The organism is Pseudoxanthomonas sp. Root630 (assembly GCF_001427585.1).
Taxonomy (GTDB): Bacteria; Pseudomonadota; Gammaproteobacteria; order Xanthomonadales; family Xanthomonadaceae; genus Pseudoxanthomonas_A.
This window is the reverse complement of the sequence record NZ_LMGY01000018.1, coordinates 108,363-121,408: the sequence shown is the minus strand read 5'-3', so window position 1 is coordinate 121,408 and position 13,046 is coordinate 108,363. Positions and strand designations below refer to the sequence as shown.

Annotated in this window: 13 protein-coding genes; 3 read left to right on the top strand and 10 right to left on the bottom strand. The window is 69.4% G+C overall.

Going from position 1 to position 13,046, the window contains the following annotated elements; translation table 11 throughout:
- Positions 1-23: 23 nt before the first annotated feature.
- Both trpA and trpB read right to left on the bottom strand, forming a co-directional pair.
- Positions 24-821, bottom strand: a complete 798-nt coding sequence (gene trpA / locus ASD72_RS17280) for a tryptophan synthase subunit alpha (RefSeq protein WP_056881201.1) — start codon at positions 819-821, stop codon at positions 24-26.
- Positions 818-2,029, bottom strand: coding sequence for a tryptophan synthase subunit beta (trpB, locus tag ASD72_RS17275; RefSeq protein ID WP_056881200.1), 1,212 nt, complete (start codon positions 2,027-2,029; stop codon positions 818-820). The genes trpA and trpB overlap by 4 nt, the downstream gene beginning before the upstream one ends.
- Positions 2,030-2,123: 94 nt before the next feature.
- Between trpB and ASD72_RS17270 the strand changes: the two genes are divergently transcribed.
- A complete protein-coding gene (locus ASD72_RS17270; protein WP_056881199.1) occupies positions 2,124-3,014 on the top strand; it encodes a LysR family transcriptional regulator in 891 nt (296 codons plus the stop codon).
- Here the strand turns inward: ASD72_RS17270 and ASD72_RS17265 are convergent.
- The 7 genes from ASD72_RS17265 to prmB all read right to left on the bottom strand — a co-directional run bounded on the left by ASD72_RS17265 (position 3,011) and on the right by prmB (position 10,565).
- The gene (locus ASD72_RS17265) at positions 3,011-3,643 is read right to left on the bottom strand and encodes a phosphoribosylanthranilate isomerase (protein ID WP_056881198.1); all 633 of its coding nucleotides are present in this window, start codon (positions 3,641-3,643) and stop codon (positions 3,011-3,013) included. The genes ASD72_RS17270 and ASD72_RS17265 overlap by 4 nt on opposite strands.
- 22 nt (positions 3,644-3,665) lie before the next feature.
- A complete protein-coding gene (gene truA / locus ASD72_RS17260) occupies positions 3,666-4,463 on the bottom strand; it encodes a tRNA pseudouridine(38-40) synthase TruA (RefSeq protein ID WP_056881197.1) in 798 nt (265 codons plus the stop codon).
- A 15-nt stretch (positions 4,464-4,478) separates the two neighbouring features.
- Entirely contained in the window at positions 4,479-6,179 is a 1,701-nt protein-coding gene (locus tag ASD72_RS17255; protein ID WP_056881196.1) for a FimV/HubP family polar landmark protein, read from the bottom strand.
- Between the two features lie 86 nt (positions 6,180-6,265).
- Positions 6,266-7,291 (bottom strand): aspartate-semialdehyde dehydrogenase, encoded by a 1,026-nt coding sequence (locus ASD72_RS17250; RefSeq protein ID WP_056881195.1) that lies wholly within the window; start codon positions 7,289-7,291, stop codon positions 6,266-6,268.
- Between the two features lie 74 nt (positions 7,292-7,365).
- Complete coding sequence (locus tag ASD72_RS17245) at positions 7,366-8,400, bottom strand: D-glycerate dehydrogenase (RefSeq protein ID WP_056881194.1); 1,035 nt, start codon at positions 8,398-8,400, stop codon at positions 7,366-7,368.
- Positions 8,393-9,496: a chorismate synthase gene (gene aroC, locus ASD72_RS17240; protein ID WP_056881193.1), complete on the bottom strand. Its 1,104-nt coding sequence runs from the start codon at positions 9,494-9,496 to the stop codon at positions 8,393-8,395. Before aroC ends, ASD72_RS17245 begins: the two co-directional genes overlap by 8 nt.
- A gap of 139 nt (positions 9,497-9,635) precedes the next feature.
- Positions 9,636-10,565, bottom strand: a complete 930-nt coding sequence (gene prmB, locus ASD72_RS17235; RefSeq protein WP_056881192.1) for a 50S ribosomal protein L3 N(5)-glutamine methyltransferase — start codon at positions 10,563-10,565, stop codon at positions 9,636-9,638.
- A gap of 138 nt (positions 10,566-10,703) precedes the next feature.
- Between prmB and ASD72_RS17230 the strand changes: the two genes are divergently transcribed.
- Together ASD72_RS17230 and asd are read left to right on the top strand one after the other, a co-directional pair.
- Positions 10,704-11,357 carry an SCO family protein gene (locus tag ASD72_RS17230; protein WP_056881191.1) on the top strand — a complete coding sequence of 218 codons (654 nt, stop codon included), beginning with the start codon at positions 10,704-10,706 and terminating at the stop codon, positions 11,355-11,357.
- Positions 11,354-12,196 (top strand): archaetidylserine decarboxylase, encoded by an 843-nt coding sequence (gene asd, locus ASD72_RS17225; RefSeq protein ID WP_056881190.1) that lies wholly within the window; start codon positions 11,354-11,356, stop codon positions 12,194-12,196. The genes ASD72_RS17230 and asd overlap by 4 nt, the downstream gene beginning before the upstream one ends.
- 34 nt (positions 12,197-12,230) lie before the next feature.
- Here asd and ASD72_RS17220 read toward each other — a convergent pair whose 3' ends face one another.
- Positions 12,231-12,623: a glutaredoxin family protein gene (locus tag ASD72_RS17220; protein WP_162250406.1), complete on the bottom strand. Its 393-nt coding sequence runs from the start codon at positions 12,621-12,623 to the stop codon at positions 12,231-12,233.
- Positions 12,624-13,046: the final 423 nt, after the last annotated feature.

The following is a 13,046-nucleotide window of genomic DNA, read 5'->3' as shown; positions in this document are numbered from 1 at the left end:
TCCATGCCCAACCGTACGGTGGCTCAGCCGTCCAGCGCCGCCCGCAACGGCGCCAGGAAGGCGGCCGCCCGCGCAGGCGCGCCCGCACCCGCCTCGGCCAACGCGGCGACCAGGGCGCTGCCGACCACGACGCCGTCGGCATCGGCCGCCATCGCCGCGGCACTGGCCGCGTCCTTGATGCCGAACCCCGCCACCACCGGCACGCGCGATGCGTGGCGCAGCTGCTTCAGGCGCTCGCCTGCCGCTGCGATGTCGAGGCGGTCCGACGCGCCGGTCACCCCGGCGAAACTGACGTAGTACAGATAGCCCTGCGCGGTCTCGCACAGCATGGCCAGCCGTTCAGGAGACGTGGTCGGCGAGGCCAGCGCGATCAGCGCCAGACCCTCCCGGTTGAAGGCGGCGCGCGTTTCCTCCGCCTCTTCCGGTGGCAGGTCGACCAGCAGCACGCCGTCCACGCCGGCAGCGACCGCATCCTTCGCAAAGCGCTCCGCGCCGTGGATCTCCACCGGGTTCAGGTAGCCCATCAGCACGATGGGCGTGGCGTCGTCCTGCTGGCGGAACACCTCTACCGCCTCGAGCACGTAGCGCAGCCCGGCGCCACGCGCCAACGCGCGCTCGGAGCTGCGCTGGATGACCGGCCCGTCGGCCATCGGGTCGGAGAACGGCACGCCGAGTTCGATCACGTCGGCACCGGCCTCCACCAGCGCGTGCATCACCGGCACCGTGGACTCCAGCGACGGGTCGCCGGCGGTGATGAACGGCACCAATGCCTTGCGGCCTGCGGTCTTGAGTTCGGCGAACTTGCTTTCGAAGCGGCTCACAGGCTGATCCCCTCGCGTGCGGCAATGGTGTGCACGTCCTTGTCGCCACGGCCGGACAGATTGCACAGCACCAGTTGGTCCTTCGGCAGTTCGCGCGCCAGCTTGATCGCCTGGGCGACGGCGTGGCTGGATTCGAGCGCCGGCAGGATGCCTTCCGTGCGCGTCAGGCGATGGAACGCGGCAAGTGCTTCGTCATCGGTGACGCCGACGTACTCCGCGCGCCCGCTGTCCTTCAGGAACGCGTGTTCCGGCCCGACGCCCGGGTAATCCAGGCCGGCGGAGATGGAATGGGTTTCGATGATCTGCCCATCGTCGTCGCAGATCACGTAGGTGCGGTTGCCGTGCAGCACGCCGATGCGCCCCGCCGACAACGACGACGCATGGCGACCGGTGTCGATGCCGTCGCCCGCGGCTTCGGCGCCGACGATGCGCACGCCCGGATCGTTGAGGAAGGCATGGAACAGGCCGATCGCGTTGCTGCCGCCGCCGACGCAGGCGGTGATGGCATCCGGCAGGCGACCGTAGTCCGCGAGCATCTGTGCCCTCGCCTCGCGGCCGACCACGGCGTTGAAGTCGCGCACCATGCGCGGATAAGGGTCCGGGCCGGCGACGGTGCCGATGATGTAGAACGTGTCGTGCACGTTGGTCACCCAGTCGCGCATCGCCTCGTTCAGCGCATCCTTCAGCGTGGCCGAGCCGCTGGTGACCGGCACCACCGTCGCGCCCAGCAGTTTCATGCGGTAGACGTTGATCTTCTGGCGCTCGATGTCGGTGGCGCCCATGTAGACCACGCATTCCAGGCCCAGCCGGGTGGCCACGGTGGCGCTGGCCACGCCATGCTGGCCCGCGCCGGTCTCGGCGATGATCCGCTTCTTGCCCATCCGGCTGGCCAGCAGCGCCTGCCCGATGGTGTTGTTGATCTTGTGCGCGCCGGTGTGGTTCAGGTCCTCGCGCTTGAGCAGGATCTGCGCGCCACCGACTTCGCGGCTCAGGCGCTCGGCGTGGTAGATCGGGCTGGGCCGGCCGACGTAGTGCTTGAGGTCCTTGTCGAAGGCGGCGATGAAGGCCGGATCGACCCGCGCGGTGTCGTAGGCCGCGGCCAGTTCCTGCAGCGGTCCGATCAGGGTCTCGGCGACGAACCGCCCGCCGTGGCGGCCGAAGTGGCCGCGGGCGTCCGGGTAGGCGTGGAAGTCGGTGGCAGAAGACATGGTCGTGATCCGGGAAGCGATGCTTCACGTTATCGCACAGCCACCCTCCTGAATATCGACTATTCCGGCTAAACAGGTGAGTTAAACTCACGCCATGAGTCGCCCGCTGCCCTCACTGAATGCCCTCCGCGCCTTCGAGGCTGCCGCCCGCCTGGGCAGCGTCAGCCAGGCGGCGGCTGAACTGCACGTCACCCACGGCGCCGTCAGCCGCCATGTCCGCGCCCTGGAGGACGCCCTCGGCCGGCCGCTGTTCGTCCGCGACGGACGGGGCCTGGCCCTGACGACCGACGGCCATCGCCTGCGCGAGAGCGCGGGCGAAGCGTTCGGGGTGCTGCAGGCGGGGTGGACCGCCCTCCAGCGTGGTCCACGGGCGGCAGCACTGGTGCTCGGCTGTCCGGGCAGTCTGCTGGCGCGCTGGGTGATCCCGCGCCTGGAACGCCTGTCCACCGACCTGCCCGACCTGACGCTGCACCTGTCCGCCCAGGAAGGCGCCATCGACCTCGCTGCCGCCGGGCTGGATGCCGCGCTGCTGCTGGGTGAAGCGCCCTGGCCGACGGGATGGCACGTGTGGCCGCTGGCGCCGGAGCGGATCGGGCCAGTGCTCAGCCCCCGCCATGCACGGTTCGATGCGCTGCGCGAAGCATCGCCCGACGCATTGCTGGACGAGCCGCTGCTCCACACGGCATCACGGCCGCAGGCCTGGCCGCGCTGGCTGGCCGCCCGGCAACTGCCCGCGACACCACGCCTCGGCACCGGCTTCGACCACCTGACCTACCTGCTGGAGGCGGCGGCGGCCGGGCTTGGCGTCGCCATCGCACCGCGTGAACTGGTGCAGGCCGATCTCGACAGCGGCCGACTCGTCGCGCCCTGGGGATTCATCGATACCGGCGGGACCTGGGCGTTGTGCGCCGCGCGCGGAAATCCCGATACACGCATGCCCCCGCTGGCGGATTGGCTGCGCCGGGAGCTGTTGTCCGCAGGCTAGCCGCGGGTGTCGGCGATGCGGACCGCGTCGACGAAGCGTCGCATCTTCTCTGCATCCTTCTCGCCGGGTGCCGTCTCGATTCCGCTGGACACATCCACGCCCCAGGGCCGTGCCGTGCGCAGCGCCAACGCAACGTTCTCCGGCGTCAGGCCGCCTGCAAGCAGGCACGGCTTTTCGGTCGCCACCGGCATCTGCCGCCAGTCGAAGCGCTGGCCGCTGCCGCCCTGCTCGCCCGCCGCATGGCCGTCGAACAGGAAGCCGCTCGCGTTCGGATACGCCGCCAGGCTGGCGAAGGCGCCCTCGCCCTGCCCGCCCATCGCGATCGCCTTCCAGAACGGGCGACCCAGTGAGGCAGCGAACGCATCCTCTTCCGCGCCGTGGAACTGCAGCACGTCGGGCTGGAGGGTTTCGACGATCTGCTCGATCTCCTGCCGCGGGTTGTCCATCACCAGCGCGACCACGCCGATTTCCTCCGGCACCAGGTCGCGCAGCATGCGCGCCTGGCCCAACAGCAACCGGCGCGGACTGCGTGGCGCGAATACCAGGCCGATGTAGTCCACGCCCAGTTCCACCGCCAGGCGGACATCCTCGGCGCGGGTCAGCCCGCAGAACTTGATGCGTGTGTGCATGCCCGCAGGGTAACCCGCCGGCTCAGCCCACGGAGGCCGGCAGCGTCACTTCCACCGGCAATCCCCATTCGGCCGGATACAGCGGGCTGACGAAGACCAGTCCGTCCGGCGGCGCGGTGGGCCCGGCGACGGTACGGTCGCGGCCTGCGAGCAGTTCCGCGATCCAGTCCTCGGGGCGCTCGCCGCGCCCTACCACCAGCAGCGAACCCACGATGTTGCGCACCATGTGGTGCAGGAACGCATTGGCTTGGACCTCGACGATCACGCGCTCGCCCTGCCGCGCAACGGAGATCGCGTGCAGGTTGCGCATCGCGTGCGGCGACTGGCAATGCACCGTGCGAAAAGCGCCGAAGTCGTTCTCGCCCAGCAACACCTGTGCGGCGCGATGCATCGCGTCGGCGTCCAGCGGCATCCGTTCCCAGCTGAGGTACTGGCGCTCCAGCGCGGGCCGCGCGAGCCGGTTCACCAGCGTGTAGCGGTAACGTCGCGCACGCGCCGAAAACCGTGCATGGAAGTCGTCCGCCACCGGCTGGCACCAGCGCACGCAGACGGCGGGCGGCAGGCGGGCGGTGGCGCCCAGCAGCCAGCCGCGCGTCGTGCGCGCGACGTCGCTGTCGAAGTGGACTACCTGGCATTGCGCATGCACGCCGGCATCGGTGCGGCCCGCGCAGATCGTGTCGACCCGCGCATCGGCGACCGATGACAGCGCGTTCTCGAGCGCCGCCTGCACGGTGGTGTCGTCCGGGGTGCCGGACTTGGTCAGCCGCTGCCAGCCCAGGAATCCGCCGCCGTCGTATTCGACGCCCAGCGCGTAACGCATCAGTCCTTCACCCGGTCATCCGATCTCGCGCAGCAACTGCAGCGCTTCGTCGCGTGCGCCGGCATCGCTGCCCGCGGCGACTTCGTTCAGCAGGTCGCGGGCTGTCGCCACGTCGCCCAGGTCGAGGTAGGCGACCGCCAGTTCCAGACGATCGCGACCCGCTGGCAGCGTGGCAGGCGCAGGGGAAGCCGCCGGTGCTCCGCCGGAATGCCAGGTCGGGCCCGCCGCTTTCGCAGGCGCAGGCGCAGGTGCGGGCTTCGGCTTGGCCGGTGATGCGGACGGCACGATCACCGGCTCCAGCACGGGCGTCGGCTCAGGCGCCACCGGTTCGGCCGCGGGGGCCGGCATGACGGCAGCCAGTTCGGCGGCACGACTGGACGAAGGCGCGTCACCGAGCACGCTGCTGCGCGGAGCCGGTGCGAGGCGACGACGACGCTGGGCGAAGCCCCAGGCCAGCGAACCGACGAACAGCAGGCCAAACCCGGCCCAGGCCCAGACCGGTATGCCGCCCTCGCTGCCGGATGCCTGTGCCAGGCGCTGCTGCGCGGCGGCCAGGTCGCTGTCCTTCATCGCCAGCAGTTGTTCCTGCTGGGTCTTCAGCTTCTCCAACTCGGCGACCTGGGTGCGCAGCTCCTGCACTTCGGCATCGCGCGCGGCCAGGTCTTCCTTCGATTGCTGCAGTTGTTCGTTCGCCAACATCTCGCCCTCACCGCCGGCACTGACGCCGGACTGCGTTCCAGAACCCGATGCGCCTGCGGCGGCGGGTGCGATTTCCAGGCGCGCATCGGCGACAGGCGCCGTGCGCGGTGCCGACGGCGCTGCGGCGGCGGGCGCCGGCTCGACCACTGCGGCCGGCTGCGGGATCGGTGCGCGGGCACGTCGCCATTCGGCGATCTGGCTGCGGACCAGTGCGGCCGCCTCGTCCTCGAGGATCGTCTGCGCTTCGGCCGATTCCGGCACGCGCAACACCGCGCCCTGCTTCAGCAGGTTGATGTTGCCGTTGATGAAGGCCTCGGGGTTGGCGCGCAGCAGCGCGACCATCGCCTGATCCAGCGTGTAGCCCTGCTCGCGCGCCAGCGGCGCCGCGACCTGCGACAGCGATTGGCCGCGGCGCACGGGGGCCAGCGCATCGCCCGGCGCGACCTGCGGAGGCGGCGTCGCCGCGACCACCGGCGTGGGGGCAGGCGCGGGGACAGGACGCGTCGGTGCGGGCGGCGGTGCCTGCTCGGCCGGCGCGGGTTCCGGCGTCGTGGCCACGACAGGCTCGACGGGCCGCGTGATGGTGTCCGCCGGTATCGCGACCGGCGCATCGATCACCGGCTGTTCGGCGGCCGCCAGCGTGCCCGGCGTGCTCACCAGCGCGGAGTATTCGCGCACCAGCCGGCCCTGGCCCCAATCGACTTCGATCAGGAAATTGACCGCCGGCACGTCCACCGGCGTGCGGCTGGTGACGCGCACGACCGGCCGACCGGCTTCATCCAGCGCGACGCTGAAGTCCAGTTCGCTGACCAGGCCCTGCGGGCGCGGCAGGCCGACGCGCTCGAACGTCGTCGGCGACGCGAGGCGCGCACGCAGTTGCTCCAGCTCGCCCGGCTCGCTGGAAATGATCGGAATCTCGGCCAGCAGCGGCTGGCCGGGTTGCGATTTGACCTTGATCTCCCCCAGGCCGAGCGCGAGGGCGACATTGCTCAGCAATGCCAGCCCCAGCCCGATCATGCCGGCCAGGCGGAGTCTTGCCGTCCGAGGTCTGTGCATCGGTTTCACGGCCCTTCCCCATGTTTCCCGGGCACGACTATAGCCGCTCAGCCGCCGTTCGCCACCAGTTCGGCCACTTGCACGGCGTTCAGGGCCGCGCCCTTGCGGATGTTGTCGGCGACCACCCACAGGTTGAGGCCGCGCGGATGCGAGAAGTCCTCGCGGATGCGGCCGACGAACACGGGGTCGCGGCCCGAGGCATGGGTGACCGGCGTGGGATAGCCGCCCGCCTTGTGCTCGTCCACCACTTCCACGCCCGGTGCGGCGCGCAGCAGCTCGCGGGCCTGCTCCGGGGTGATCTTCTCCTTCGTCTCGATGTTGACGGCTTCGGAGTGGCCATAGAACACCGGCACGCGCACCGCGGTGGGGTTCACCTGGATGCTGTCGTCTTCGAGGATCTTGCGCGTCTCCCAGACCAGCTTCATCTCTTCCTTGGTGTAGCCGTTGGGCAGGAATTCGTCGATGTGCGGGATCAGGTTGAAGGCGATCTGCGCCTGGAACTTCTTCGGCTCGATCTCCTGGAACGCCAGCAGCTGGGCGGTCTGCCGGCCCAGTTCCTCCAGGCCGGAGCGGCCGGCGCCGGACACGGACTGGTAGGTCGCCACATTGATGCGTTCGATGCCGTACTTGCGGTGGATCGGCGCCAGCACCGGCATCAGCTGCATGGTCGAGCAGTTGGGGTTGGCGATGATGCCGCGCGGGCGGTTCTTCGCCGCATGCGGGTTGACCTCCGACACCACCAGCGGCACGTCGGCGTCGTACCGGAAGGTCGAGGAGTTGTCGATCACCACCGCACCGGCGGCGGCGAACTTCGGCGCGTATTCCTTGGACACCCCGCCACCGGCGGAGAACAGGGCGATGTCCACGCCGGTGGGGTCGAACGTTTCGAGGTCGAGCACATCGACCTTCTGGCCCTTGAACTCGACCTGCGTGCCGGCGGAACGCGCCGAGGCCAGCAGGACGAGCTTGCCGACCGGGAAGTCGCGCTCGGCGAGGATGGACAGCATGGTTTCGCCGACGGCGCCGGTGGCACCCACGACGGCGACGGTGAAGCTACGGTTCTGGTTGCTCATTGAAAGGATTCGCGAAAGAAGGGATTGAAGACAGCGGACAGGAAGGCTGTGTTCGGGGAACCTGCGGGCGTGCCTCAGGCTCCCTGTCGTTTGGCGGTGGTGATGCCGGCGGTGGTGGCGAGCGCGTCGGGATTCACCGGCGTCGGCGGACGGCCGGCCTGCGGACCTTCGCCCAGTGCAGCGATCAGGTTGTCCACCGCCAGCGCCACCATGGCGCGACGGGTGGCCAGGCTGGCGCTGGCGATATGCGGCGTGAGCACCACGTTGCGCAGGGCCAGCAATTCCGGGCGCACGGCGGGCTCGCCCTCGTAGACATCCAGGCCGGCAGCGGCGAGGCGGCCGTTGGCCAACGCGTCGGCCAACGCGACTTCATCGACGATGCCGCCGCGCGCGATGTTCACCAGCGTCGCGGTCGGCTTCATCTTCGCCAGCGCCGCGGCATCGATCAGGTGGTGGACCTGCGACGAATACGGCAGCACCAGCACCACATGGTCGGCCTGGGCGAGGAGGTCGTCGAAGCCGGTGTAGCCCGCGCCGCATTCGCGTTCGACCGTATCCGGCAGGCGGCTGCGGTTGTGGTACAGCGTACGCATGCCGAAGCCACGCGCGCGGCGGGCGATGCCCTGCCCGATCCGACCCATGCCGACGATGCCCAGCGTGCTGCCGTGCAGATCGGCACCCAGCAGCGTGCTGAACGACCATTGCTGCCATTGGCCATCGCGCAGCCAGCGCTCGGCCTCGGTGATCCGGCGTGCGGTCGCCATCAGCAGCGCGAAGCCGAAATCCGCCGTGGTCTCGGTGAGCACGTCCGGCGTGTTGGTGGCGACGATGCCGGCCGCGGTCAGCGTGGGGATGTCGAGGTTGTTGTAGCCCACGCCCACGTTGGCGATGGCACGCAGGTGCGGTGCCCTCGCGATCTGCGATGCGCCGATCTTCTCGTTCAGCGTGACCAGCGCACCGGCGCTGTCGCGCAGCGCGTCGGCGATGGCCTCCGGACTGTGTTCGGTGACGACCTCGGTCGCGTGCACGTCGAAGTGCGCCGCCAGCCGCCCGACGAGATCGTCGAACAGCGGTTGCGACACCCAGACGCGCGGCCGCGATTCAGCCATCGACGCTGCCCGGCACGTGCGGCGGCACCTCACCGACGTCGCCGCACTGCGCGCGGTGGCGCAGCGCCTGGTCCATCAACACCAGGGCCATCATCGCCTCGGCGATGGGCGTGGCGCGGATGCCCACGCAGGGGTCGTGGCGGCCGGTGGTGATGACGTCGACGGTGTTGCCGTCCACGTCCACCGTGGCACCCGGCAGGCGCAGGCTGGACGTCGGCTTCAGCACGATGGACGCGGTGACCTGCTGCCCGGTGGAGATGCCACCGAGGATGCCGCCGGCATGGTTGGACAGGAAACCGTCCGGCGTCATCAGGTCGCGATGCTCGGTGCCCTTCTGCGTGACCGCCGCGAAACCGTCGCCGATCTCCACGCCCTTGACGGCGTTGATGCTCATCAGCGCGGCGGCGAGATCGCCGTCCAGCTTGCCGTAGATCGGCTCGCCCCATCCGGCGGGCACGCCGTCGGCGACGACATTGACGCGCGCGCCGATGGAGTCGCCCGACTTGCGCAGCGCGTCCATGTAGGTTTCCAGCGCCGGTACCTGCGCAGCACACGGCCAGAAGAACGGGTTGTCCTCCACCGCGCTCCACGCGAAGCCCTCGGGCGTGATCGGCCCGAGCTGCGACAGATAACCGCGCACGCGCACGCCGTAACGCTGCTGCAGCCACTTCTTGGCGATCACACCGGCGGCCACGCGCATCGTGGTTTCGCGTGCGGACGAGCGTCCACCGCCGCGCGGATCGCGGATGCCGTACTTCTGCCAGTAGGTGTAGTCGGCATGGCCGGGACGGAACTGCCGCGCGATGTCGGCGTAGTCCTTGCTGCGCTGGTCGGTGTTGCGGATCAGCAGCGCGATCGGCGTGCCGGTGGTGCGGCCTTCGTACACGCCGCTGAGGATCTCGACCTCGTCGGCCTCGCGGCGCGCGGACGTATGCCGCGACTTGCCGGTGGCGCGGCGTTCCAGGTCGTGGCGGAATTCTTCCGGCGCGATTTCCAGCCCGGGCGGACACCCGTCCACCACGCAGCCGATCGCCGGCCCGTGCGATTCGCCGAACGTGGTGACCGTCAGGAGTTTTCCGAAACTGTTGCTGCTCAAGCGCCGCTCCGCGGATGGGAACTATCGGTGCCGGGTCTTCAAGCATCGCATACCGGCCGCCCTATTGTGCAGTGCGCCAACGTCGTCCGCGACCGTTGCAGGCGCAACCGCTGCGGGCACTGCAGGGGATTCCGGCGCTTTATTTCCGGGTGGCGGCGAGCGCGGTGATGCGCGCGCTGTGGCGGATCAGTTCGGCGCATTCGACCGCGAAAATGCCCATCTGGCCCACCTTGAATTCGATCCAGGCGAATTCGACATCCGGCAGCAGCTTCACCAGCGCGTGTTCGGACTCGCCCACTTCGCAGATCAGCAGGCCGTCCTGGCTCAGGTGCAGCGGCGCATCGCGGAGGATCTTCAGCACCAGGTCCAGACCGTCGTCGCCGGCGCGCAGGCCGAGTTCCGGCTCGAAGGAGTACTCCTTCGGCAGCGCATCGGTCTCGTCGTTGGTGACGTACGGCGGGTTGGTGACGATCAGGTCGTAGTGGCGGCCGGTCAGGCCGGCGAACAGGTCCGACTTCACGAAGTGGACATTGTCCGCATGCAGGCGCGCCTTGTTCTCGGCCGACAGCGCCAGGGCGTCGTCGCTGATGTCGGCGCCGTCGACCTGCCAATCGGGGTGGTAATGCCCCATCGCGATGGCGATGCAGCCCGAGCCGGTGCACAGGTCGAGCGCGCGATTGACCTCGCGGCCGCCCAGCCAGGGCTCGAACCCGGCCTCGATCAGCTCGGCGATCGGCGAGCGCGGCACCAGTGCGCGCGCGTCGCTCTTGAAGCTCAGGCCAGCGAACCAGGCTTCGCCCGTCAGATAGGCGACCGGCACGCGTTCGTCCACGCGGCGCTCGAACAGTGCCAGCACCTGCGCCTTCTCCGGCGTGGTGACGCGCGCCTGGCCATAGGCCGGGCCGAGGTCCGGCGGCAGGTGCAGGGTGTGCAGCACCAGGAAGGTCGCCTCGTCCAGCGCGTTGTCGTAGCTGTGGCCGAAAGTCAGGCCGGCGGCGTTGAAACGGCTGGCGCCGTAGCGGATCAGGTCGATGATGGTGTGCAGTTCGGCGGCGGCGTCGGCGGTCATGGCAAGAGCTTGTGAAGACGCCGGGACGGCGAAGGCCGCCGATTATAGGGGCTGCCCCGGTATCATGGCCCCCTTCCCGCCGCGCCCATGCGGCCCCGGCCCGCGGGCCGTGCCCTCCTTCGTGGGAATCCCCAGCGCATGTTCAACAAGAAGATCGGCCTCATCCTCGTCCTGGCGCTGGCCGCCGGCCTGGGCCTGCTGGCCGCGCAGAAGTTCTTCGGCCCGGTGACGCCGGCGACGCAATGGCCGGCCACCGAGGCGGTGACCCTGTTCCCGCAGGCGCGCCCGCTGCCGCCGTTCTCGCTGCGCCAGTCCGACGGCACCCAGCTGGCCGACGGCGAACTCAAGGGCCATTGGACGCTGGTGTTCCTGGGCTTCACCTTCTGCCCCGACGTGTGCCCCACCACGCTGGCCGAACTCGCCCAGGCGCAGGCGCAGTGGAAGGACCTGCCCGACTCCACCCGTCCGCGCGTGCTGTTCGTGTCGGTGGATCCGGAACGCGACACGCCGACCCGCATCGGCGAGTACGCGCATGCCTTCCACCCCGACACGATGGCCGCGACCGCGGACGTGCCGACGCTGGAGAACTTCGCCAAATCGCTGGGCTTCGTCTTCATGAAGGTGCCGGGCGATGGCTTCGACCAGAACCCGAACGACTACAGCATGGACCACTCCTCCGCGATCGGCGTGCTGGACCCGCAAGGGCGGCTGGCCGGCCTGATCCGTCCGCCGTTCCAGCCCAAGGCGATCGCCGCGGACATGCGCGCGCTGACCGAGGCCTCGTCGAAATGAGCCTGCTGACCTCGCTGACCTACGTCCTGCCGCATCGCTTCCTGTCGTCGCTGGCGCGCCGGCTGGCGTATTCCACCTCGCCCGCGACCAGCCGCTGGCTGATCGATACGGTGACGAAGAAGTTCAACGTCGATCTGTCCGAGGCCGCCGATCCCGATCCGCGCGCCTATCCCAGCTTCAATGCCTTCTTCACCCGCGCCCTGAAGCCTGGCGCACGCGTGGCCGATGCCGACCCGCGCGCGCTGCTGATGCCTGCCGACGGCCATATCAGCCAGTGCGGGCCGATCGAGGATGGCCGCATCTTCCAGGCCAAGGGGCAGTCGTTCACGGCCGCCGAACTGCTGGGCGATGCCGTGGCGGCCGAGCCGTTCCGGAACGGCTTGTTCGCGACGGTCTACCTGTCGCCACGCGACTACCACCGCGTGCACATGCCGTGGACCGGCACGCTGCGGGAGACCGTGCACGTGCCCGGCCGCCTCTTCAGCGTGGGCACCGACGCGGTGGCGAACGTGCCGCGCCTGTTCGCCCGCAACGAACGCCTGGTCTGCCACTTCGACACCGACTTCGGCCCGATGGTCTCGGTGATGGTCGGCGCGCTGCTCGTCTCGGGCGTGGAAACGGTGTGGAGCGGCGAGGAGATCCCCGCCTACGGCACCGCGATCACCCGCAAGGACTACCGCGGCAAGGGCATCACGCTGGAGCGTTTCGCGGAGATGGCGCGTTTCAACTACGGCTCCACGGTGATCGTGCTGCTGCCGCCCGGCGTGGCGACGCTGGCACCGGAGCTGCATGCGGAGTCGCCCGTCAGGCTGGGACAGGCGTTGGCTCGCCGCTCATAGAGCGCGCAGCACTACGTATGGCGGCACTCGCAGCTCAACGTCCCGTCTCGCGCAGGTAGCCCTGTTCTTCCAGCAGCGCGACCATCCTGTCACGGTCGTACCCCTCGAGCTTTGCGTTCGCCATCACGATGACGGGTACGCGCTTTGCATCCAGCCGCTGCAGCTCCTGGCGATGCGCCGTCGACGTATCCGCCGGGCGCTCCACGTAGTCCACGCCGAGTTCCCGCAGCAACTGCCGCGTCTTCTTGCACCCGCCACAGGATGCGAGGGAATAGAACGCAACCTGGTCCGGCCGCACGAGGTAGAGATCGTAGTCGCCCTGCGTCACGACCAGCGCACCCGCCTTCTCCAGCTTGTGGGTGCTGTAGGCGCGCCCCGCGCCAAGCCCTATCGCCAGGGCCGCGGCAACCAATACGAGCGGAAGCATCCTTCTCATGTTCATGTGCACCTCCCCACACCTTGGATGTACGTGCGTGCCTCCAACACCGCGGGGTTTCCCCCGCGGCGCCTCGCTCTCGGATCAAGGGGGATCGCAGTTGCCGCACGTGACGAATCGGCATGTGTTCAGGCTGGTGCGGCACTGGGCCGGCGTGTATTGCCCTCCCTGCATGCACGTCCTGTAGGCCTGATCGCAGGCGAGCCAACATTCCGTACAGGGATCGTCGGCTTTTGAGGTGAACGAGAATCCAAGCGCCAACGCGGCTACGCATGCGGACGAGAGCAGAAACGTTTTGATAGACATGACTATCTCCTTGTGATGGATACGCTGACGGGTCAGCGGTGCATGTGTACTCCCGCGATGGGCCAGCGAACGCGCCGGGGCGCACAGTTCACGCGCTCAGTGGCAGGT

Coding starts and splice junctions, on each gene's coding strand:
- ASD72_RS17250 (WP_056881195.1), bottom strand. CDS start 7,291: ATGAGCAACCAGAACCGTAGCTTCACCGTCGCCGTCGTGGGTGCCACC.
- truA (WP_056881197.1), bottom strand. CDS start 4,463: ATGCGTTACGCGCTGGGCGTCGAATACGACGGCGGCGGATTCCTGGGC.
- asd (WP_056881190.1), top strand. CDS start 11,354: ATGAGCCTGCTGACCTCGCTGACCTACGTCCTGCCGCATCGCTTCCTG.
- ASD72_RS17245 (WP_056881194.1), bottom strand. CDS start 8,400: ATGGCTGAATCGCGGCCGCGCGTCTGGGTGTCGCAACCGCTGTTCGAC.
- ASD72_RS17270 (WP_056881199.1), top strand. CDS start 2,124: ATGAGTCGCCCGCTGCCCTCACTGAATGCCCTCCGCGCCTTCGAGGCT.
- prmB (WP_056881192.1), bottom strand. CDS start 10,565: ATGACCGCCGACGCCGCCGCCGAACTGCACACCATCATCGACCTGATC.
- ASD72_RS17265 (WP_056881198.1), bottom strand. CDS start 3,643: ATGCACACACGCATCAAGTTCTGCGGGCTGACCCGCGCCGAGGATGTC.
- trpB (WP_056881200.1), bottom strand. CDS start 2,029: ATGTCTTCTGCCACCGACTTCCACGCCTACCCGGACGCCCGCGGCCAC.
- ASD72_RS17230 (WP_056881191.1), top strand. CDS start 10,704: ATGTTCAACAAGAAGATCGGCCTCATCCTCGTCCTGGCGCTGGCCGCC.
- ASD72_RS17220 (WP_162250406.1), bottom strand. CDS start 12,623: ATGCTTCCGCTCGTATTGGTTGCCGCGGCCCTGGCGATAGGGCTTGGC.
- ASD72_RS17255 (WP_056881196.1), bottom strand. CDS start 6,179: ATGATCGGGCTGGGGCTGGCATTGCTGAGCAATGTCGCCCTCGCGCTC.